The organism is Burkholderia sp. AU28863 (assembly GCF_002223195.1).
GTDB lineage: Bacteria > Pseudomonadota > Gammaproteobacteria > Burkholderiales > Burkholderiaceae > Burkholderia > Burkholderia sola.
Map to the genome: position 1 here is coordinate 1548613 of NZ_NKFE01000003.1, position 22490 is coordinate 1571102.

Annotated in this window: 16 protein-coding genes and 2 pseudogenes; 9 read left to right on the forward strand and 9 right to left on the reverse strand. The window is 66.6% G+C overall.

What is annotated here, in order from left to right:
* Nucleotides 1-485: 485 nt before the first annotated feature.
* The 3 genes and pseudogenes from CFB81_RS36490 to CFB81_RS36870 all read left to right on the forward strand — a co-directional run.
* Nucleotides 486-701 carry a hypothetical protein gene (locus tag CFB81_RS36490; protein WP_084044169.1) on the forward strand — a complete coding sequence of 72 codons (216 nt, stop codon included), beginning with the start codon at nucleotides 486-488 and terminating at the stop codon, nucleotides 699-701.
* 134 nt (nucleotides 702-835) lie between these two features.
* Nucleotides 836-1120, forward strand: a complete 285-nt coding sequence (locus CFB81_RS09580) for a hypothetical protein (protein ID WP_069617793.1) — start codon at nucleotides 836-838, stop codon at nucleotides 1118-1120.
* A 28-nt stretch (nucleotides 1121-1148) separates the two neighbouring features.
* Nucleotides 1149-1354 (forward strand): annotated as a pseudogene (locus tag CFB81_RS36870) (integrase core domain-containing protein); the annotation flags it as partial.
* Here CFB81_RS36870 and CFB81_RS09585 read toward each other — a convergent pair.
* Together CFB81_RS09585 and CFB81_RS36495 are read right to left on the reverse strand one after the other, a co-directional pair.
* Nucleotides 1275-2753, reverse strand: coding sequence for a sensor domain-containing diguanylate cyclase (locus CFB81_RS09585; protein ID WP_069617792.1), 1479 nt, complete (start codon nucleotides 2751-2753; stop codon nucleotides 1275-1277). The pseudogene CFB81_RS36870 and the gene CFB81_RS09585 overlap by 80 nt on opposite strands.
* Nucleotides 2754-2925: 172 nt before the next feature.
* Nucleotides 2926-3198 (reverse strand): annotated as a pseudogene (locus CFB81_RS36495) (IS3 family transposase); the annotation flags it as partial.
* Between the two features lie 612 nt (nucleotides 3199-3810).
* Between CFB81_RS36495 and CFB81_RS09595 the strand changes: the two are divergent.
* Entirely contained in the window at nucleotides 3811-5952 is a 2142-nt protein-coding gene (locus CFB81_RS09595) for a hypothetical protein (protein ID WP_089435362.1), read from the forward strand.
* A 91-nt stretch (nucleotides 5953-6043) separates the two neighbouring features.
* On the opposite strand, the gene CFB81_RS09600 is transcribed toward CFB81_RS09595, so the two are convergent.
* The 5 genes from CFB81_RS09600 to CFB81_RS09620 all read right to left on the reverse strand — a co-directional run bounded on the left by CFB81_RS09600 (nucleotide 6044) and on the right by CFB81_RS09620 (nucleotide 13521).
* On the reverse strand, nucleotides 6044-7444 hold the full coding sequence (locus CFB81_RS09600; protein WP_069617790.1) for a sensor domain-containing diguanylate cyclase: 1401 nt from the start codon (nucleotides 7442-7444) through the stop codon (nucleotides 6044-6046).
* A 265-nt stretch (nucleotides 7445-7709) separates the two neighbouring features.
* Nucleotides 7710-8888, reverse strand: coding sequence for an acetyl-CoA C-acyltransferase (locus CFB81_RS09605; protein WP_069617789.1), 1179 nt, complete (start codon nucleotides 8886-8888; stop codon nucleotides 7710-7712).
* Between the two features lie 39 nt (nucleotides 8889-8927).
* On the reverse strand, nucleotides 8928-9560 hold the full coding sequence (gene pncA, locus CFB81_RS09610; protein ID WP_089435157.1) for a bifunctional nicotinamidase/pyrazinamidase: 633 nt from the start codon (nucleotides 9558-9560) through the stop codon (nucleotides 8928-8930).
* A 44-nt stretch (nucleotides 9561-9604) separates the two neighbouring features.
* Nucleotides 9605-11689, reverse strand: a complete 2085-nt coding sequence (locus CFB81_RS09615; protein WP_089435158.1) for a 3-hydroxyacyl-CoA dehydrogenase NAD-binding domain-containing protein — start codon at nucleotides 11687-11689, stop codon at nucleotides 9605-9607.
* Between the two features lie 188 nt (nucleotides 11690-11877).
* The gene (locus tag CFB81_RS09620; RefSeq protein ID WP_089435159.1) at nucleotides 11878-13521 is read right to left on the reverse strand and encodes a 3-(methylthio)propionyl-CoA ligase; all 1644 of its coding nucleotides are present in this window, start codon (nucleotides 13519-13521) and stop codon (nucleotides 11878-11880) included.
* A gap of 177 nt (nucleotides 13522-13698) precedes the next feature.
* Here CFB81_RS09620 and CFB81_RS09625 point away from each other — a divergent pair, with 177 nt between their 5' ends.
* The 5 genes from CFB81_RS09625 to CFB81_RS09645 all read left to right on the forward strand — a co-directional run bounded on the left by CFB81_RS09625 (nucleotide 13699) and on the right by CFB81_RS09645 (nucleotide 17513).
* Complete coding sequence (locus CFB81_RS09625) at nucleotides 13699-15267, forward strand: YdiU family protein (protein ID WP_089435160.1); 1569 nt, start codon at nucleotides 13699-13701, stop codon at nucleotides 15265-15267.
* Nucleotides 15268-15310: 43 nt separating this feature from the next.
* Nucleotides 15311-15742, forward strand: coding sequence for a peptide-methionine (R)-S-oxide reductase MsrB (gene msrB / locus CFB81_RS09630; RefSeq protein ID WP_089435161.1), 432 nt, complete (start codon nucleotides 15311-15313; stop codon nucleotides 15740-15742).
* A 129-nt stretch (nucleotides 15743-15871) separates the two neighbouring features.
* Entirely contained in the window at nucleotides 15872-16402 is a 531-nt protein-coding gene (locus CFB81_RS09635; protein ID WP_089435162.1) for a septation protein A, read from the forward strand.
* 1 nt (nucleotide 16403) lies between these two features.
* Nucleotides 16404-16712, forward strand: coding sequence for a BolA family transcriptional regulator (locus tag CFB81_RS09640; RefSeq protein WP_050013273.1), 309 nt, complete (start codon nucleotides 16404-16406; stop codon nucleotides 16710-16712).
* A gap of 18 nt (nucleotides 16713-16730) precedes the next feature.
* Nucleotides 16731-17513, forward strand: coding sequence for a peptidylprolyl isomerase (locus CFB81_RS09645; protein WP_069617783.1), 783 nt, complete (start codon nucleotides 16731-16733; stop codon nucleotides 17511-17513).
* A 171-nt stretch (nucleotides 17514-17684) separates the two neighbouring features.
* Here CFB81_RS09645 and CFB81_RS09650 read toward each other — a convergent pair whose 3' ends face one another.
* Together CFB81_RS09650 and purL are read right to left on the reverse strand one after the other, a co-directional pair.
* Nucleotides 17685-18233 (reverse strand): GNAT family N-acetyltransferase, encoded by a 549-nt coding sequence (locus CFB81_RS09650; protein ID WP_089435163.1) that lies wholly within the window; start codon nucleotides 18231-18233, stop codon nucleotides 17685-17687.
* 5 nt (nucleotides 18234-18238) lie between these two features.
* Entirely contained in the window at nucleotides 18239-22303 is a 4065-nt protein-coding gene (gene purL, locus CFB81_RS09655; protein ID WP_089435164.1) for a phosphoribosylformylglycinamidine synthase, read from the reverse strand.
* Nucleotides 22304-22490: the final 187 nt, after the last annotated feature.

Below are 22490 nucleotides of genomic sequence, written 5' to 3' on the forward strand. Positions count from 1 at the left end.
TTGCTCTGTTTCCTTGTTGCAATGCAACTCGTCACTCAAAGGAAAACTCGTGAGTGGCTGTCGCCATTTCAGCTCGTTGAATCATTGCAGGCATGGCTCGTCGTCCATCGTGCGAAATGCGAATGGCGCGATCGTGTCTGGATAGGTCACGCATCGCTTCAGATAGCGAAGTCCGTCAGCTCCGCAGACAAGTTCACATGTGCGGAACAGTTTCTCGGCACGGAAGACGATTCGACAACGCGGCCGCGAGGCGCGCTGTTGAGTCGGTTGAATCTGCGGTCAAAGTGCGTTCGCTACCTTCGGCAGCAGGTCTGACAGTGACGATACTCGCACGGGGACGAGCATCCGGGCATCAGCAGCAAGCCAGCAAGATGCCGTCCTCATAGCTGGCTCGATCATCGAGCATCGAACAACCGTTCCTTGCGACTGATTCCATTTCCGGCTGTTCCATCGATGGCTCAGTTCACCACGAAAGTTGGGCGCATATGTTCTTCAATTCGACAAGATTCCGAATCAATCCGACACCACGCAGGGCCGATGAGCAGTACGTCGCGCACGCGAGAATCACCACGTTCCTCTTGGATGGATCGGAGCGAGAAGTGCACGCTAGCGGCGACCTGGCCGTTTTCTACAGTCGTGGCGATGCAATTGCGTACGCAACGAAATGGGCGGAGGGGTGGCTGACGTCACAGTTTGGTTGAATATCCGCACTGTCACCCAACGAACGGGAAAAGCATCGCTCACCGCATTCTTCTGCATCGAACATCTATACGAATGGCCGCATTGGAAGGAGTCTGACTTGCTAACACCATCTCGAAAAAATGACACGCCGGCGATGACGATCGACCAAAGTTCCATACCTCACTACGTCGTTGTGTTGGGTGGCTGGCGGCCCTATGTGTTGAATATAGACCGTATCGTTATCCGACGCGACGCAAGCCGGTTGTTGCTTGCCTTTGCACGCACTCGCGGAAAACTCGAGTGCATCGACGGCGACGATTGGAATACGTTTTCCGAGACGCAGAATCTTTCAGCGCCTGAGCGTCGGGAGGCACGGTTCTACGCGCTGGTAAAAGGGACCGAGACCGAACATCAACTGCGGCTGCTTGCAATTCTCTGACTCGGCATTCCGGACGGAGACATGGCGAAGCCATACATCTAAACTGCGAGACGCATTGCTAAACCGCGAATGGTTCCGCAGCCGCGCCGAGGCCAGGTGCTCATCGAACGCTGGCGGCAGCTCTATAACGAGCGACGCAATGCAGCACCCCCCGTCACTCCGCCGGCTGCAGCGCGGCGACCTTGTTCCGCCCGGTCGCCTTCGCGTAGTACAGCGCCTCGTCCGCCGCCTTGATCACGGCATCAGGCTGCCCTTCCTGATCCGGCATCCAGCACGCCAGGCCAATGCTCGCCGTCACACGTCCGTATTCGCTGCCGGCGTGCTCGAGGGCCAACGCATCGATTGCCGCGCGGATCCGCTCGGCAATCTGCGCCGCTCCGGTTTGTGGCGTGTCAGGAAGCAGTACGACGAACTCCTCTCCGCCATAACGCGCCGCCGTATCGGCCGGCCGGCGAATATTGTCGCCGATGCACCGCGCGACAGCCGCCAACGCATCGTCCCCGGCCTGATGGCCGTACGTGTCGTTGTAAGCCTTGAACCGGTCCACATCCACGAACAGCAGCGAGAAAACGGAATGCGCACGTCGCGCGCGACGCCACTCCTGGTCCAGTACCTCGCCAAAGCTGCGGCGATTGCTCAGGCCGGTGAGACCGTCCGTCCGGGCGAGCAGCACGAGTTCCGACTCCGCCCGCATACGGCGCCGTAGCTGCGAACCGAGCAGAAGGGACAGTGCGATGAACGCCACCCCGAACGTCGCGACCAGTCCGCCGATCTTGATCGCACGTTGCCGCCATGCGGCGTAAATGTCCTCCTCTGCCTCCGCCACCATGATGATCAGCGGCAGTTTCGGCAAATGCTTGAAGTAGTACAGGCGACGCACGCCGTCGATCGATGACGTTTCGGAGAAGGCGCCCTCGCGCGCGGTCTGAAACCGCCGGAACGTCGCGGCTTTGCTGATGTCGCGGCCGATGGTATGCACATCGTACGGCTGACGCATCACCATCTTGCCGTCTTCGCCGATGAGCGAAATCGAGCCATGCTTGCCAAGCGAAAGCCCGGCGAAGAGTTGATGGAAATAATCAAGATTGACCGCGATAACGACAATGCCGCCAAACGATCCATCGGGGTTCGAAATCCGCCGCGTGAGCGCGATACTGAGCTTTCCTCCACGCAAACGGGAGACGAACGGGTCACTGATATAGAGTCCGACGTTCGGGTTGTCGCGGTGGACCGTGAAGTATCGCCGATCGGCGAAATTGCCCTTGCGCGGCTCGTCATAGCCCGAATCCAGAACGATATTGCCGCCTGCATCCATCACGAGCATCGAGCCGAGAAATTGCGCGGTCATCGCGTGATCGAACAGCACCGCACGGCGCAGACCGGGCGAAGCGTCCATCACATCGCGGCGCTGCAACCCATGGATGACCGCTTGCAAAGACAGGTCGTACAACTCCAAATTACGTTCGATGTCGCGCTCGGCGACCAGTCCGAGGTTGCGTGACGTTTCCCTTGCCCGCTCCATCGCGTCGTCGCGGCTCTGCAAGAGTTGCAGCACGCATAGCGCCATGAGCGCGCATGCGATCACGGAAGCAATCGCCACGATGATGTAAGGGGCAGTCTTACGGGGATGCATGGGTCTCCTCACCGCGAATGCGCGCCCCTCGCGCCGAGCGCAGATTGCTCATACTAAATCAGTTAGGGCGATATTTGCGCCCAGCGCGAGCGGAAAGGCTCAGCCGCGGGCGATTATAAATATTCAGCAAGAAAAATTGCCCGCCCGTAGCCGGCTCCTGCCCCCCGATACACACGTTCGACGCGTCTCTACAGCGCGCTTCGATCCCCGCGACCGACTCGTGACGATGACCGTGCGGGGGCAGCTGCAACAAAGCGAAAGTCTGCCGCTGGCTTGCGCGAAACGCTGCTTCGAGTCCGTGACCGTTCACGACGTCGGGAACGCCTCGGCGTTTTTTGAAAGCACGTCCTGCAGCATGACCGTGTCCGGCGACAAATCGGCCGCGAACGGGCCGCTCGAGCTTCGCGCGCTCTTCGTCGAGCCTCTTTAGCCGGTGAAGCGTCGAAGCGACGATGCATCGTCGTGCGGGCATGCGCAGGAACGCGGATTGCTAACGGCCTTCGCGCACGGTGGCGGCGCATGTCGGCCTGTCATGACACCGACCGACACAATGCGCCGATTCGTTTCCTATCCGGCATCAATCGCCGGCGTGACGGAGCATTGCCGATCGTTTCTCAACCGATATCCGGAATGCATTAACTCGATCCCATTGAATCGCACATTTTACCGGCGCAACGAGTAATAATTGCGACCGGATTTCAATCCAATATTGGAAGACAAAAACATTATTGACTTCGACTTTCCCGCAAATTTAGAATCGCCTACGACGGCTTACGTATCGTTTTCCTCGCCGCTCCGGATTCGCCACTCACCTGCACGAAGGCCCGTTGTATCGACCTTCCCGCGGGGCATCGACGTGCGCCCCTGTCGTTTTCAGCTTTCGGCATATATCGGCCACTCGGTTATTTGCCAACTCATTTTCCTTTCGAAGAAACGCAATACCCTCATTCACTCCAGTCATTCGCGAGAGTGAATGCAAAGCAGCACCCAACGGACCCAAGATCCGCCCATTAGATATCCGGATAAAAAATCGCCAGTCATCAGGAGGGACATGAACATGCATCGCCTTGCGAAGTCGCTGTGTCTCGGGTTCGTCTGCGCCGGCCTGCTGTCGGCCTGCAACGACGACGACGTCCGGTCGACCACCTCGCCGTCGAACACCGCCGCGTTGTCGTTCCGCATGGATACCGGCGGCCAGATCAACGCGTTCTACCGGCAGGACAAGGTCGCCGCACACCTGCTGGTACGCTCGTCGACGAAGCCGCGCCTGCTCGTGGTCTTCCCCGCCGGCAACAGCGGCACCGGGCTGTGGTTCGACGACACCGCGCAGCCGGTGAACTGGACTCTCGACACGCCGCCGTCCGCGCTGTCGGCGCCGGACGCACACGGCCGCCCGCTGTACGGCATCGGCGCCGACGTGTCGGTCGACACCGCTACGCTGACGATCCGCCAGGGCGTGCTCAGCAACGTGCGCTTCCTGCGCGACTTCAACGGCGGCGCAACGATTCCGCCGCAGATCCTCACCGCGCCGACGGTCCAGGGCGGCACCGCGCAATGGCAACGCGACCGGCTCGACGGCGCGCCCGGCTATGCGCTGCGCATCACGCTGCGCGACGGCGGCAGCATCGCGCCGGCAGCGGGCGGCAAGCTCGTGCTGAACGCGCCGGCGGGCTCGCACACGCTGAAGCTGCACATCGATGTGCTGTCGGGCGAGACGCCGCTGTCGCCGATCACGCACGCCGACCTGTTCGCCCCGTCGGTGAATCCCGACCCGGTCAGCCAGAACGTGCTCGAATTCCTGAGCTTCAACGACAAGCTGTTGGCGGGCTCGTGGCAGTACGACACGTACTTCGGCCGTGACACGCTGATTTCGGTCCGCATGCTGATGCCCGTGCTCGAACCCGCTGCGATCGAGGCCGGGCTGTCGTCGGTGCTGAGCCGCCTGTCGGCCGACGGCAAGGTCGCGCACGAGGAAGGCATCGGCGAATTCGCGCTGGTCGACAACCAGAAGAACGGGCGACCGAACGATCCGACACCGACCTACGACTACAAGATGATCGACAGCGACTACCTGCTCGCGCCGATCGCGGCCGCGTGGCTGATCGACGATACGCGCGGCCAGGCGCGTGCGGCAGCCTATCTGGCGCAGCGCGGCAGCGACGGGCAGACCAACGGCAGCCGCCTCGTCGTCAATCTGCTGCACGTCGCGACGACCGCGCAGCCGTTCGCGCAGCAGCCGTCGGTTGCGAACCTGATTCACCTGCGGCCCGGTGAAATCGTCGGCAACTGGCGCGACAGCACCGACGGCCTCGGCGGCGGCGTGTACCCGTACGACGTGAACGCGGTGCTCGTGCCGGCCGCGCTGCGCGCGGCGAACGCGTTTCTCGCCCGCGGCCTGCTCGATCCGTATCTCGATGCCGGGCAGCGCGCGACGCTCGCCAACACGGCGAACGAAGCGGCCACGTGGGAAACGCAGGCGCCGCCGCTGTTCCAGGTCAGCGTGCCGGCCGCGCAGGCGGCCGCCGACGTGTCGGCCTATGCGCCGTCCGCCGGCGTGCCGGCCGGCGCCGCGCCCAACGCGTCGCAGGCCTTCTACGCGCTGTCGCTCGACCAGCAGGGCAACCCGATCCCGGTGATGAATTCGGACGGCGGCTTCGCGCTGCTCTTCGGCACGCCGCCGGACGATCAGCTCCAGCGGATCGTCGCCGACGTCACGCGGCCGTTCCCGACCGGCCTCGTGACCGATGTCGGGATGCTGATCGCGAACCCCGCGTATGCGAACCCGTCGCTGTGGCCGAAGTTCACGAGTTCCGCGTATCACGGCACGGTGATCTGGTCGTGGCAGCAGGCGATGTGGGTGGCCGGGCTCGATCGCCAGCTGGCGCGCCAGGACCTGTCGGCCGCGACACGCACGCTGCTCACGCAGGCGCGGCAGACGATCTGGCAGGTGATCTCGAACGGACGCGACATGCGCACGTCGGAAATGTGGACGTGGTCCTACGTGAACGGCAAGTACCAGACCGACGCATTCGGCACGCGCAGCGCCGATGCGACCGAAGCCAACGCGGCGCAGCTCTGGAGTACGACGTATCTCGCGATCCGCGATCCGCAGCAGCGCGCGGGCAAGTACTGGTGGCAAGCGTCGCAGCCGATGCAGGGCGGGCTGCCGAAGCAGGCGACGGCGGTGGCGTCGCGCTAGCGCGTCGCCGCGCGCGTGCCGGCCGGCGCCGCCACCGGCCCGCCAAAGCCCCGGGGGCGCGCCCGTCGCCGGGGTGTCGATGACATGCGGATCAGCGCGACACCACGCGGTTGCGCCCTTCCCGTTTCGCCTGGTACAGCCGCTCGTCGACCGCCCGCAGCAGCGCATCGACCGTGCCGCCGTCGACGCCGTATTGCGCGACGCCGACGCTGACCGTCACCTGCACGCGCTTGAAGTCCAGCCCGAACGGCGCACTCGCGATCGACGAACGCACGCGCTCGGCCGTCATCCGCGCGCCTTCGAGCGGCATCTCGGGCAAGAGCGCCATGAATTCCTCGCCGCCGACCCGCGCGAGCGCGCCCGCCGGCCGGATCGCCTCGAGGCACTGGCGCACGACGCCGCGCAGCACCTCGTCGCCGATCTGGTGCCCATAGGCATCGTTGATGTTCTTGAAATTGTCGAGATCGAGCGCGAGCAGGCAGAACGGCGTGCCGTCGCGCTCGGCCCGCACGATTTCGCGCTCGACCTGCGCGATGAACTGGCGGCGGTTCGACGCGCCCGTCATCGGGTCGGTCGCGGCCATGTACTCGAGCTTCTGATTCGTACGCCGCAACTCCTGCAGCGCGCTTTCGGTGCGCGCCATCGATTCCGACAGCCGGCTCATCAGGTCTTCCTGGCTGTAGATCGCCGAGAACGAGCGCGTCGTCTGCAGCGCCTGCACGACGCCGTAGCTCAACAGGAAGAACCCGCCCGCGAAGATCGCGTGCGCGAGCCACCACATGTGATTCCACGGCTTGCCGAGGATGAACGCGAGCGACGACAGCGCGAACGCCATGATCGACACGCCGTAGATCACCATCAGCGGCGAGCGGATCCGCCGTGCGAGCAGCAGGCCCACGTTCAGCAGCGAGAACACCAGTGCGCCGCCTTCCATCGACAGCCGCGTGCCGAGCGCACCCGCGACCGGCGAATACGCGACGTACGCGACCGCCACGTTCACGATCAGGAAGAACACGATCCACGGCAGCCACGTCCGCACACTCGTGCGCTTGTCGAGCCGGTCGGGCGGACGCGAATACGACAGCAGCCCCGTGAGCAGCAGCGCCGACATCACGAACCGCGACGCGGGCCCGTACAGCAGGAACAGCCAGATATTGTGGTGCGCCATCCCGGTGAACGCGCCGTGCAGCGCGTAGATCATCGCGAAGCCGAGAAAACCGAGCGTCAGCCAGCGCAGCAGCGGCTCGCCGGACGACCGGTAACACACCCACGTCACGTAGGTGACGAACGCGCCTTCGATCGTCGCCGCCGCGATCGCGATTTCATGGAAGGCGTGGTTCTCGAACACGACGCTCCGGTCGCTGAAGAACCACAGATAGGCAATCAGATAGGCCGGCAGCAACGCGAATCCGACCAGCAGGCATTTCGCGTAGAGCCTGACGGCCGCGCTGACGACGCGCGGCGGTTCCCCGGCTGCATAGGTCGTACTCATTCGGTCCCCGGTCGGTCTGCTGCGTTGGCTGGAATCTTCTCGGGACGGATCGTGCCCCCACGCGCGATCCGGCCCATCGTGCCGAAAGGCAAATGTCAGAGCAAGTATAGGAGGGGTAATTCGTTTGACAAGTCAGGGGAAACGGCATTGCCGGGTGCATGCCTTTTGCTTCCCGATCGTTTCGAATGGCGCATCGGTCGCGCCGATTCGCTGCGGCGGCGCGCGGCGACGCCGAAGCGCGACCGCGGCCGCCGCCGGTCAAAGATCAGAGGATTTCGAAGAGGCCGGCCGCGCCCTGCCCGCCGCCGATGCACATCGTGACGACCACGTACTTCACGCCGCGCCGCTTGCCCTCGATCAGCGCATGGCCGGTCAGGCGCGCGCCTGACACGCCGTACGGATGGCCGACGGCGATCGCGCCGCCGTTCACGTTCAGGCGGTCCTCAGGAATCCCGAGTGTATCGCGGCAGTACAGCACCTGCACCGCGAACGCCTCGTTCAATTCCCACAGGCCGATGTCGTCGACTGTCAGCCCGGCCTGCTTCAGCAGCTTGGGCACGGCGAACACCGGGCCGATGCCCATTTCATCCGGTTCGCAGCCGGCCACCGCGAAGCCGCGGAACGCGCCCAGCGGCTGCAGCCCTTCGCGCTGCGCCGCCTCGGCGCTCATCACGACGCATGCCGACGCGCCGTCCGAGAACTGGCTCGCATTGCCCGCGGTGATCACGCCGCCCGGCACGGCCGAACGGATCTTCGACACGCCTTCGAGCGTCGTGTCGGGGCGGATGCCTTCGTCGGCCGAGACCGTCACTTCCTGCGTGAACAGGCGGCCCGTCGCCTTGTCGGCGATGCCCGCGAGCACGGTGATCGGCACGATCTCGTCGCGGAAACGCCCGGCTTCCTGCGCGGCCGCGGCCCGCAGTTGCGACTGCACGCCGTACGCGTCCTGACGCTCCTTCGAGATCCCGTAGCGCTTCGCGACGTTCTCGGCGGTTTGCAGCATGTTCCAGTAGATCTCGGGCTTGTGCTGGACGAGCCAGCCTTCCTGGATCATGTGCCGGTTCATCTCGTTCTGCACGCACGAGATCGATTCGACGCCGCCGGCCACATAGATCTCGCCTTCGCCCGCGATGATCCGCTGCGCGGCCAGCGCGATGGTCTGCAGCCCCGACGAACAGAAACGGTTCACCGTCATCCCCGGCACGCTCACCGGCAACCCGGCGCGCAGCGCGATCTGCCGCGCGATGTTCGCGCCCGTCGCGCCTTCGGGGTTCGCGCAGCCCATGATCACGTCCTCGACGCGCGCCGGGTCGAGCTTCGCGCGCTCGAGCGCGGCCGCGACCACGTGGCCGCCGAGCGTCGCGCCGTGCGTCATGTTGAAGGCGCCGCGCCAGGATTTCGCGAGCGGCGTGCGTGCGGTCGATACGATTACGGCTTCGGTCATGCGAGTCTCCTTCGGTCCTGCTTCATGTTGGGGTCTGCGCTACGCCGCCGGGCGCGCGCTGGCGGACGTCGCATGCGCGACGCCCGCTGCCTGCATCTGCAGCCATGCGTGCGCGAGCGACCCGTTCAGGTCGATCGCCCGGCACGCGTCGTTGATCACCGCGGCTTCGAAACCGGCCGCGCGCGCATCGAGCGCCGACCACGCGACGCAATAGTCGGTCGCGAGCCCGCAGCACCACACGCGCTTCGCGCCGAGCTCGCGCAGATAACCCGCGAGCCCCGTGCGCGTCGTGCGGTCGGCTTCGACGAACGCGGAATAGCTGTCGACCTGCGCGTCGCCCCCCTTGCGGATCACGAGCCTCGCGTGCGGGATGTCGAGGTCGCGATGCAGCGCCGCGCCGTCGGTGTCCTGCACGCAGTGCACGGGCCACAGCACCTGCTCGCCGTACGGCAGCGCGAGCGTCGAGAACGGCTCGCGGCCCGGGTGGTTCGCCGCGAACGACACGTGCTCGCGCGGGTGCCAGTCCTGCGTGAGCACGACCTGGTCGAAGCGTTGCGCGAGCGCGTTGATCACCGGCACGACCGCATCGCCGTCGGGCACCGCGAGCGCGCCGCCCGGCATGAAGTCGTATTGCACGTCGATCACGAGCAGGACGTCGTCGGTGCGTTTCATTGCGTATCTCCAGACAGGATCGGTCGCGCCGCGATGCGGCGGCGTCAGCCGTTGAACCCGCGGCCGGCCTTCGCCAGTTCCGCGATCGACGGCGCGAGCTGCCATGCGTCGCCGTTCGGCGCGGCCGCATAGCGGCGAATCGCGCGCTCGACGTTGTAGAGGCCGACCATGTCCGCGTACAGCATCGGGCCGCCGCGCCACAGCGGGAAGCCATAGCCGGTCAGGTACACCATGTCGATGTCGGACGCCTTCGACGCGATCTTCTCCTCGAGGATCTTCGCGCCTTCGTTGACGAGCGCGAACACCAGCCGCTCGACGATCTCGTCGTCGCCGATCTTGCGCCGCTCGACGCCGCGCTCCTTCGAGTACGCGACGACCATCTCGTCGACGAGCGGCGACGGCTTCGCCTTGCGGTCGCCCGGCACGTAGTCGTACCAGCCGGCGCCCGTCTTCTGGCCGAAGCGGCCCTGTTCGCACAGACGGTCGGCGATCTTCGAATAGTGCAGATCGGGCTGCTCGACGTAGCGGCGCTTGCGGATCGCCCAGCCGATGTCGTTGCCGGCGAGGTCGCTCATCCGGAACGGCCCCATCGCGAAGCCGAACTTCTCGATCGCGCGATCGACCTGCGCGGGCAGCGCGCCCTCCTCGAGCATGAACAGCGCCTGGCGGATGTACTGCTCGATCATCCGGTTGCCGATGAAGCCGTCGCACACGCCCGACACGACCGCCGTCTTGCGGATCTTCTTCGCCACCGCCATCACGGTCGCGAGCACGTCCTTCGCGGTCTGCGCGCCGCGCACGACCTCGAGCAGCTTCATCACGTTCGCCGGGCTGAAGAAGTGCATGCCGACGACGTCCTGCGGACGCTTCGTGAACGCCGCGATCTTGTCGACGTCGAGCGTCGACGTGTTCGACGCGAGGATCGCACCCGGCTTCGCGATTTCGTCGAGCTTCTTGAACACCTGCTCCTTCACGCCGAGTTCCTCGAACACCGCTTCGACGATCAGGTCGGCGTCCTTCAGGTCGTCGTAAGACAGCGTCGGCGTGATCAGCGCGATGCGCGCGTCGAGCTTCTCCTGCGTGAGCTTGCCCTTCTTCACCTGCGCGTCGTAGTTCCTGCGGATCGTCGCGAGGCCGCGCTCGAGCGCATCCTGCTTCGTCTCGAGCAGCGTGACGGGCAGCCCGGCGTTGACGAAGTTCATCGCGATCCCGCCGCCCATCGTGCCCGCGCCGATCACGCCGACCCGGCGGATCTCGCGCAGCGGCGTATCGGCCGGCACGTCGGGAATCTTGCTCGCCGCGCGCTCGCCGAAGAACGCATGGCGCAGCGCGCGGCTTTCCGGCGTCATCATCAGCGCGACGAAGCCGTCGCGTTCCGCGACGCTGCCCTTGTCGAAGCCGTTCAGCACGCCGGCCTCGACCGCATCGATGCACTTGTGCGGCGCGGGGAAATTCGGCGCGGCGGCCCGCGCGGAGTTGCGTGCGAACTGAATGAAGCCCGCCGCGTTCTCGTGGACGATCTGGCGATCACGCACGCGCGGATGCGGCCCGTTCTGCGCGCCGACCCTGCGTGCGAACGCGACGGCCGCGTCGAGCAGGTCGCCGTCGGCCATCTCGTCGAACAGCCCGCTCTTCGCGAGTTGCTCCGACGGCACCGGCGCGCCCGACACGATCATGTTCAGCGCGGTTTCGAGCCCCACCGCACGCGGCAGCCGTTGCGTGCCGCCCGCGCCCGGCAGCAGCCCGAGCTTCACTTCGGGCAGCGCGACCTGCGCGCCCGGCGCGGCGACCCGGTAGTGCGCGCCGAGCGCGAGTTCCAGCCCGCCGCCCATCACGACGCTGTGCAGCGCCGCGACGACCGGCTTCGCGCTCGCCTCCACCGCGCGGATCACGGTGTGCAGCGTCGGCTCCTGCAGCGCCTTCGGCGTATTGAATTCGGTGATGTCGGCGCCGCCCGAGAACGCGCGGCCCGCGCCGGTCAGCACGATGGCCGTGACCGACGAATCCTGCGCGGCGCGATCGAGCGCGTCCATGACGCCCTGGCGGGTCGACAGGCCGAGCCCGTTGACGGGCGGATTGTTGAGCGTGATGACGGCCACGCCGTCGCGAGTCGAGTAATCCACTGCCATCTGCCTGCCTCCATGCATCGCGCGCCGGATTGGCTGCGCTTCATTGTGCGCGGTCGAACGGCCGCATGTCCGAATGAACGCAGGCAGCATACAACGAAAAAGCACGGTCGTTCAATTTGAATTTCGTGCCCGATCCGGGGACGGATCGGCGACCGGTTCGCGGGCAGGCGGCGCCCCAGACACGCGGCTTATGGCGCGCACGCTGCCGTCGGCAACACGTAATCGCGGAACGTCTCGCGCAGCTTCAGCTTCTGCAGCTTGCCGGTCGCGGTGTGCGGCAGCGCTTCGACGAACACGACGTCGTCGGGGATCCACCACTTCGCGACCTTGCCTTCGTAGAACGCGAGCAGCGCGTCGCGCGTCAGGTTCGCGCCGTCGCGCGGCACCACGACGAGCAGCGGCCGCTCGGTCCATTTCGGGTGCGCGCACGCGATACACGCGGCTTCGGCCACCCCGGGATGCGCGATCGCGACGTTCTCGATGTCGATCGAGCTGATCCATTCGCCGCCCGACTTGATCACGTCCTTGCTGCGGTCGGTGATCTGCAGGAAGCCGTCGGGGTCGATCGTCGCGACGTCGCCGGTCGGGAACCAACCGTCCGACAGCGGCGACGCATCGCCGCGAAAGTAGTGGTCGATCACCCACGGACCGCGTACCTGCAGTTCGCCGAACGCGACGCCGTCCCACGGCAGCTCGCGGCCGTCCTCGCCGACGATCCGCATGTCGACGCCGCAGATCACGCGCCCCTGCTTTTCGAGCAGCCGGCGTTGCGCGTCGAGCGGCCGCTGCGACTGCGCCCAGTTGAGCTTCGCGAGCGTGCCGAGCGGCGACAGTTCGGTCATCCCCCACGCATGGATCACGCGCACGCCGTATTCGTCCTCGAACGTGCGCAGCATCGCGGGCGGGCACGCGGAGCCGCCGATCACCGTGCGGTTCAGCGTCGAGAAACGCACGCCGGCCTCGCGCATGTGGTTCAGCAAGCCGAGCCACACGGTCGGCACGCCTGCGGAGAACGTCACGCGCTCGGCCTCCATCAGTTCGTACAGCGATTTCCCGTCGAGATCCTTGCCGGGCAGCACCAGCTTGCCGCCGGTGAGCGGCACCGCGTACGGCAGCCCCCACGCGTTGACGTGGAACATCGGCACGACGGGCAGCACGGCATCCATCGCGGACAGGTTCATCGCGTCGGGCAGCGCGGCGCCGTATGCATGCAGCACGGTCGAGCGATGCGAGTACAACACACCCTTCGGGTTGCCGGTCGTCCCCGACGTGTAGCAGAGCCCCGACGCCTGCTGCTCGTCGAGGCGCGGCCAGTCGTAGCGGCCGTCCTCGGCTTCGACGAGCGTTTCGTAGCAGAGGAACGGCGTCGCGCCGGACGGCAGGTGCGCGGCGTCCGTCATCGCGATCCAGCCCTTCACGTGCGGACATTGCGGCGCGATCGCATCGACGAGCGGCGCGAAATTGATGTCGAAGAAGACGTAGCGGTCTTCCGCGTGATTGACGATGTACGCGATCTGTTCGGGAAACAGGCGCGGGTTGATCGTGTGGCAAACGGCGCCCACCCCGCCGATCCCGTAATACGCTTCCAGATGCCGGTAGCCGTTCCACGCCAGCGTGCCGACGCGGTCGCCGGTTTCGACGCCGAGCCGCGCGAGCGCCTGCGCCAGTTGCTTCGCGCGGCGTTCGCAATCGCGGTACGTATAGCGATGCAGGTCGCCTTCCACGCGCTTCGACACGATCTCCGTGTCGCCGGCGTGCCGCGCGGCATGCGCAATCAGCGACGACACCAGCAGCGGCACATCCATCATCTGGCCCAGCAACGGCTTACCCATCGTCTTGTTCTCCGTGAGGATGCGAATCGGTGACCAGCCTGGCGGCCGTTTCCGTCCGGAAGCAGCCCTCATGCGCGCCCGTCGGCGGCCCGGACGGGCGTGGCGCACGATGCGCGGGCCGCCATGCGGGCGGCGCGACGCCGCCTTACAATATCGGCTTACCCAGAGGCGCTCAACATGTCGTTTTCCCGAAGCGCAGCCGATGCGGCTGACACCCTTCCCGACCTCGCCGCGACGCTCGGCGCGCCCGCCGAGCGCGCGTTCGTCACGCTCGGCGACGCGTTTCATACGCGGTTGCCGGCCGCGCCGCTTGCCGCGCCTTACGTCGTCGGCTTTTCCGACGAAGTCGCACAACTGCTCGACCTGCCGCCCGCGATCGCCGCGCAGCCCGGCTTCGCCGAGCTGTTCGCCGGCAACCCGACGCGCGACTGGCCCGCGCACGCGCTGCCGTACGCGTCGGTCTATTCCGGCCATCAGTTCGGCGTGTGGGCCGGCCAGCTCGGCGACGGCCGCGCGCTGACGATCGGCGAGTTGCCCGGCGCCGACGGCCGGCGCTACGAACTGCAGATCAAGGGCGGCGGCCGCACGCCGTACTCGCGGATGGGCGACGGCCGCGCGGTGCTGCGCTCGTCGATTCGCGAATTCCTGTGCTCGGAAGCGATGCATCACCTCGGCATCCCGACCACGCGCGCGCTGACGGTAATCGGCTCCGACCAGCCGGTGGTGCGCGAGGAGATCGAGACGGCGGCCGTCGTCACGCGCGTGTCGGAAAGCTTCGTGCGCTTCGGCCACTTCGAGCACTTCTTCTCGAACGATCGCCCCGACCTGCTGCGTCAGCTTGCCGATCACGTGATCGACCGCTTCTATCCGGCCTGCCGCGACGCGGACGATCCGTACCTCGCGCTGCTCGAAGCCGCGACGCTACGCACGGCCGAGCTCGTCGCGCAATGGCAGGCCGTCGGCTTCTGCCACGGCGTGATGAACACCGACAACATGTCGATCCTCGGCGTGACGATCGACTACGGCCCGTTCGGCTTCGTCGATGCATTCGACGCGAACCACATCTGCAACCACTCGGACACCAGCGGCCGCTATGCGTACCGGATGCAGCCGCGCATCGCGCACTGGAACTGCTACTGCCTCGCGCAGGCGCTGCTGCCGCTGATCGGGCTGCAGCACGGCATCGCCGACGACGATGCGCGCGCCGAGCGCGCGGTGGACGACGCCCAGGCCGTACTCGCGAAGTTTCCGGAACACTTCGGCCCCGCGCTCGAACGCGCGATGCGCGCGAAGCTCGGCCTCGCGCTCGAACGCGACGGCGACGCCGACCTCGCGAACAAGCTGCTCGAGACGATGCATGCGAGCCATGCGGATTTCACGCTGACGTTCCGCCGGCTCGCGCAGCTCTCGAAGCACGACGCGAGCCGCGACGCACCGGTGCGCGACCTGTTCATCGACCGCGAAGCGTTCGACGCCTGGGCGAACCTCTACCGCGCGCGGCTGTCCGAGGAAACGCGCGACGACGCGGCGCGCGCGGTTGCAATGAACCGCGCGAACCCCAAATACGTGCTTCGCAACCATCTGGCCGAAGTTGCGATCCGGCGCGCGAAGGAAAAGGATTTTTCGGAAGTCGAGCGGCTCGCGCAGATCCTGCGCCGCCCGTTCGACGAACAACCGGAGCATGAAGCGTATGCGGCGTTGCCGCCCGACTGGGCCGGCACGCTCGAAGTGAGCTGCTCGTCCTGAGCCCGCAACCCGCACATCTCGACCGACCGATCAGGAGAACCCCATGTCCCACGATTCCGACGACAAGACCTTCCCGTACCAGAAGGACGACGCCGAGCTGCGCCGCCGGCTCACGCCGATGCAGTACGAGGTCACGCAACACGCGGCGACCGAGCGCGCGTTCACCGGCGAATACACCGACACCGAGGATGCCGGCATCTACAAGTGCGTCGTCTGCAGCACGCCGCTGTTCGAATCCGGCGCCAAGTTCCATTCGGGCTGCGGCTGGCCCAGCTATTTCAAGCCGCTCAACGGCGAGGTGATCGACAAGAAGGTCGACTACTCGCACGGGATGGTGCGCGTCGAGGTGCGCTGCAACCACTGCGGCGCCCATCTGGGCCACGTGTTCGAAGACGGCCCGCGCGACCAGACCGGTTTGCGGTACTGCATCAATTCGGCTGCGTTAAACTTCGAGTCCCGACCCGAAAACGAATGAGCGGCGCCGGGCGGATCTGCCGGGCGGCCAGCCGCGGGCCGGCCGCCCCGCTCCGCGACGGCGATGCCTGGCGGGTCCCTACAACGATGACAGGCTGCGCCAGCAGCCCGTCACGCAGCTGCGAGCGCCATGAAATTCCTGTTCGATCTGTTTCCGATCATCCTGTTTTTTGTAGCCTTCAAGGTCTGGGGCATCTTCACCGCCACCGCTGTCGCGATCGTCGCGACGCTGGCCCAGGTCGCGTGGGTCGCCTTCCGGCACCGGAAGGTCGACACGATGCTGTGGGTCAGCCTCGGCGTGATCGTCGTGTTCGGCGGCGCCACCCTCGTCCTGCATGACGAGAAATTCATTCAATGGAAACCGACTGTGCTGTACTGGCTGTTTGCGATCGGGTTGCTCGCCGCGCGTTATGCGTTCAGCAAGAACCTGATCGAGAAGATGATGGGCAAGCAGCTCACGCTGCCCGTCCCCGTGTGGGACAAGCTGAACGTCGCGTGGGCATCGTTCTTCGCGGTGCTCGGCGTCGCGAACCTGTACGTGGTGCACAACTTCACCGAGTCGCAATGGGTGAACTTCAAGCTGTTCGGTACGACGGGCGCGATGGTCGTGTTCATCATCCTGCAGAGCCTGTGGCTCACGAAGTACCTGAAGGACGAATGACATGAGCGACGCCTTTCTCCACGCCTCCGCCGACGAACGCATCGCGCTGATCGAAGCGCGCCTCACCGCGTCGCTCGCGCCGCTGTCGCTCACCGTGCGCGACGACAGCGCACAGCACGCGGGCCATGCGGGCGCGGCCGCCGGCGGCCATTTCACGGTCACGATCGTATCGTCCGCGTTCGCGGGCAAACCGCGCGTCGCGCGGCACCGGCTGGTGTATGATGCGCTCGCTGATGCGATGCAGCGCGGCATTCACGCGCTCGCGATCGTGGCTTACACGCCCGAAGAATTCAACGAATCTTCAATCTAGTCTCATTAGGAATTCCCGATGATCCTGAAATCCCCCCGCCTGTGGGTCGCGGCGGCTGCGTTTGCAGCGGCACCGGCATTTGCCCAGAACATCGCCGTCGTCAACGGCACGCCGATTCCGAAGTCGCGCGCCGACGCGATGGTCGCGCAGCTCGTCCAGCAAGGCCAGACCGACGGCCCGCAACTGCAGCAGGCCGTGCGCCAGGAACTCGTGAACCGCGAAATCCTGATGCAGGAAGCGATCCGCGAAGGCATCCCGAACCGTCCGGACGTGAAGGCGCAAGTCGCCGTCGCGCAGCAGACCGTCGTGCTGCGCTCGATGATCGAGAGCTTCCTGAAGAAGAACCAGCCGACCGACGCCGAAGTGAAGGCGCGCTACGACGAACTCGTCAAGGGCGTGGGCGGCAACCGCGAGTACCACCTGCACCACATCCTCGTCGAGAGCGAGCAGCAGGCGAAGGACCTGATCGCGAAGATCAAGGGCGGCGCGAAGTTCGAGGATCTCGCGAAGCAATACTCGAAGGATCCGGGTTCGGGCAAGAACGGCGGCGATCTCGACTGGTCCGATCCGAAGGCGTACGTGCCGGAATTCGCGGCGGCCGCGCAGAAGCTGCAGAAAGGCCAGATGACCGACACGCCGGTGAAGACGCAGTTCGGCTGGCACATCATCCGCGTCGACGACATCCGCGACATCGCGCCGCCGCCGTTCGACCAGGTGAAGGCGCAGATCGCGCAGCAGCTCGTGCAGCAGAAGCTGCAGGCGTTCGAGGAAGGTCTGCGCCAGCAGGCGAAGATCCAGTAACGCCGGCGCGCGTCGCACGCGCATCGAAAAGCCGCTCTTCGGAGCGGCTTTTTCTTTTGGCGTGCACGAAACGGATGTCGCGCGACGCGATGGTGCGGGGCCGACGCGCAATAAAAAACCGCTCCGAAGAGCGGCTTTTCCATGCCAGGCGTTACCCGCGCGCGACGTTCGCTACGCGGCGGGATAGAACACGTCGTGATAGCGCACGTCGCCCGCCGGCAGCGGAGCCGATTCGTCGAACGACAGCGCAAGAAAATACTCGGCCGGCACGCCCGGAAACACGATGTCGCCGTGCGGTTCGAACCCGAAACGCGCGTAATACGCGGGCTCGCCGAGCACCACGCAGCCGCGCGCGCCGAGCCGGCGCAACGCGTCGAGCCCCGTGCGCACGAGCCCCGCGCCGATGCTTTGCCGCTGGCAATCGGGCCGCACCGCGAGCGGCGCGAGCCCGTACCACTGCTGGCTGCCGGCCGGCTCGCCGCCGATCGCGACCGGCGAGAACGCGACGTGCCCGACGATACGTCCGTCGCGCTCCGCGACGAGCGAGACGCTCAGCGCACCGTCCGCACGCAGCGTGTCGACGATGCGCCGTTCGACCTGCCCGCCCTGCGGCTCGCCCGCGAACGCCGCGCGGATCACGCGGCCGATCGCGTCGGCCTCGCTCGCACGTTCGTCACGCAGCGTGACGACCTCGACCGGCGCGTTCGGGTCGAACATCATCCCGATCAACCGATCCAGCGACGCGCGTTGCGGAATACGCGCAGCCACGGGCTCGCCTCACCCCAGCCTTCCGGATGCCAGCTCATCGTGACCGTGCGATGCACGCGCTCCATGTGCGGCATCAGCACCGAGAAGCGGCCGTCGGCCGTCGTGACCGACGTGATGCCGGCCGGCGACCCGTTCGGGTTGAACGGGTAGCGTTCGGTCGCTTCGCCGCGGTGGTCGACGTAACGCATCGCGACCGCGACGCGATCGATGTCGCCCTGCTGCGAGAAGTCCGCATAGCCTTCGCCGTGCGCGACCGCGACCGGAATCCGCGAGCCTTCCATCCCCGCGAAGAAGATCGACGGCGACTTCTCCACTTCGACGAACGAGAAGCGCGCCTCGAACTGCTCGGACTTGTTGCGCGTGAACTTCGGCCAGGCTTCCGCGCCCGGGATCATCGACGCGATGCTCGACAGCATCTGGCAGCCGTTGCAGATACCGAGTGCGAAGGTATCGGGACGCGCGAAGAACGCCGAGAACATGTCGGCGAGATTCGCGTTGAAGCGGATCGTCTTCGCCCAGCCTTCGCCCGCGCCCAGCACGTCGCCGTACGAGAAGCCGCCGCATGCGACCGCGCCCGCGAAATCGGCCAGCGATGCGCGGCCCGCGAGCAGGTCGCTCATGTGCACGTCGTGCGCATCGAAGCCTGCGCGGTCGAACGCGTACGCGGTTTCCAGATGCGAGTTCACGCCCTGCTCGCGCAGGATCGCGACGCGCGGCCGTGCACCCGTCGCGATGAACGGCGCGGCGATGTCGTCGGCCGGATCGAACGTCAGCACCGGCGAGATGCCCGGATCGGTCGCATCGAGCAGCGCGTCGTATTCGGCATCCGCGCAGGCCGGGTTGTCGCGCAGGCGCGCGATGCGCCAGCTCACTTCACTCCATGCGCGATGGAGTTCGGTGCGCGGCGCGTCGAAAATCTTCTTCGCGTCGCGGTACACCTCGATCACGTCGCGATCGTTGACCGAGCCGATCACGTGCGAGCACGTCGACAGGCCGAACTCGCGCAGCGCGCCGAGCACCGCGTCGCGGTCGGACGCACGCACCTGCACGACGGCGCCGAGCTCTTCGGAGAACAGCGCGCGCAGCGTACGGTCGTCGCGACGGCCGCTCGTCTGCTTCGCCCAGTCCTTCGCGTCGCCGTAGTCGGATTCGTGGTTCGGGTCGAGCGTCAGCATGTCGACGTTCAGCGACACGCCCGCATGGCCCGCGAACGCCATTTCGCACACCGTCGCCCACAGGCCGCCGTCCGAGCGGTCGTGGTACGCGAGCAGCTTGTCTTGCGCATTGAGCGACTGGATCGCGTTGAAGAAGCGCTTCAGGTCTTCCGCGTCGTCGACGTCCGGCGTCGTGTCGCCGACCTGCTGCGTGACCTGCGCGAAGATGCTGCCCCCCATCCGGTTCTTGCCGCGGCCGAGATCGATCGCGATCAGCACGCTATCGCCCGCGTCGGCCACGCGGCGCAGTTGCGGCGTGAGATGACGGCGCACGTCCTCGACCGGCGCGAACGCCGAGATGATCAGCGACACCGGCGACACGACTTCCTTCGCGACGCCCTGCTCGTCCCACTTCGTCTTCATCGACAGCGAGTCCTTGCCGACCGGGATGCCGATCCCGAGCGCCGGGCACAGCTCCATGCCGATCGCCTTGACCGTGTCGAACAGCGCGGCGTCTTCGCCGGCCGTGCCGCACGCGGCCATCCAGTTCGCCGACAGCTTCAGCTTGTCGAGCGACGCGATCGGCGCGCTCGCGATGTTCGTGATCGCTTCGCCGACGGCCATGCGGCCCGACGCCGGCGCGTCGATCACCGCGAGCGGCGTGCGCTCGGCCATCGTCATCGCCTCGCCCTTGAAGCCCGCGTAGTCGAGCGCGGTGATCGCGCAGTCGGCCACCGGCACCTGCCACGGGCCGACCATCTGGTCGCGCACCGACGTACCGCCGACCGACCGATCGCCGATCGTGATCAGGAACGATTTGCTGCCGACCGTCGGATGCTTCAGCACGTCGAGCGCGACGGCCGACAGCGCGATGCCCGTCACGTCGACCGGCGCACGCTCGACCGCGACACGCGTGACGTCGCGGTGCATGCGCGGCGGCTTGCCGAGCAGCACTTCCATCGGCATGTCGACCGGGTATTCGTCGACGCCCGTCGCTTCGTCGTCGACCAGCTTCAGCTGGCGTTCGTCGGTCGCGACACCGACCACCGCGAACGGGCAGCGCTCGCGCGCGCAGATCGCCTCGAAGCGCGGCAGGTCGGCCGGCGCGATCGCCAGCACGTAGCGCTCCTGCGCCTCGTTCGACCAGATTTCGCGCGGCGACAGACCCGACTCCTCGAGCGCGACCTTGCGCAGTTCGAAGCGCGCGCCCTTGCCCGCGCCGTCGACGATTTCGGGGAACGCGTTCGACAGGCCGCCCGCGCCGACGTCGTGGATGCTCAGGATCGGGTTTTCCGCGCCGAGCTGCCAGCAGCCGTTGATCACTTCCTGCGCGCGACGCTCGATTTCCGGGTTGCCGCGCTGCACCGAGTCGAAGTCGAGTTCGGCCGTGTTCGCGCCGGTCGCCATCGAGCTCGCGGCGCCGCCGCCCATGCCGATCCGCATGCCGGGCCCGCCGATCTGGATCAGCAGCGAGCCGGCCGGCACGTCGTGCTTGTGCGTGTGCTGATCCGCGATGTTGCCGAGGCCGCCCGCGATCATGATCGGCTTGTGATAGCCGTGCACCGTGCCGCCAACGTTCTGCTCGTACACGCGGAAGTAGCCGCCGAGGTTCGGGCGGCCGAATTCGTTGTTGAACGCGGCGCCGCCCAGCGGGCCGTCGATCATGATCTGCAGCGGCGACGCGATGCGGTCCGGACGGCCGTACGGGCCATGCACTTCGTTCGGGTTGCGCTCGGCGACCGGCTGCGCGGCGTCGCGCGCGTTTTCCCATGGCTGGCGTGCATCGGGCAGGTCGAGGTTCGACACGGTGAAACCCGTGAGGCCGGCCTTCGGACGCGCGCCGCGGCCCGTCGCGCCCTCGTCGCGGATCTCGCCGCCCGCGCCGGTCGCCGCACCCGGGAACGGCGAGATCGCCGTCGGGTGGTTGTGCGTCTCGACCTTCATCAGCGTGTGCGTGAGCTCGGTGTGGCGGCCATAACGTTCGCCCGGCTCGCCGGCCGCGCCGGCCTTGCGCGGGAACCAGCGCTCGGCTTCGGCGCCGACCATGATCGACGAGTTGTCCGAATACGCGACGATCGTGCCCTGCGGGCTCAGCTTCTCGGTATTGCGGATCATTGCGAACAGCGACATGTCCTGCGCTTCGCCGTCGATCGTCCACTGCGCGTTGAAGATCTTGTGGCGGCAGTGTTCGCTGTTCGCCTGCGCGAACATCATCAGTTCGACGTCGGTCGGGTTGCGTTCGAGCTTGCGGAACGCGTCGACCAGGTAGTCGATCTCGTCGTCGGCGAGCGCGAGGCCCAGCTCGACGTTCGCACGCTCCAGCGCGCCGCGGCCGACACCCAATACGTCGACGGTCGACAGCGGCTTGGCCGGCAGTTCGTCGAACAGGTGCCTCGCATCGTCGCGCGCCGCGACCACGCTTTCGGTCATCCGGTCATGCAGCGCGGCCGCGACGGCCGCGCGCGCGTCGTCCGACAGCGCCTTCTTGCCGCCGAGCAGGCCCGATTTCAGTGTGACCGTGAATTCGACGCCGCGCTCGATGCGGCGCACCTGCGTGAGGCCGCAGTGCTGTGCGATGTCGGTCGCCTTGCTGGCCCACGGCGAAACCGTGCCGAAGCGCGGCAGCACGACGAAGGTCTCGGTCGCGCCCTTTTCGCCCGCCGGCTGGAACGGCGCACCGTAGTGCATCAGCGCATCGATGCGCGCGCTGTCGTCGGCCGACAGCGGTTCGGCCGCATTGACGAAGTGCAGGAACTGGCCGCGCACCGCGACGATGTTGGCGTCGATTTGCCTGAGCGTGTCGAGCAGACGGGTTTGACGGAAATCGGAGAGGGCCGAAGCGCCGGGAAAACACGAGAAGTGAGCCATGGGCTGGACTGACGTCGATGAGTCGCGCGAGGTGGCGACGTGGGGCGAAAGGAAGGCCGTAATTATACCCGGAAGTCGGCCGCCCAAGACCGGCCAATCGGTAGTCCGCCTGCACCGCCACGGCGACCGTGCGGGCGGCGCACCCGGCCGCACGCGGGGCCGGCCCTGCGCGGGCCCGCGGGGCGGC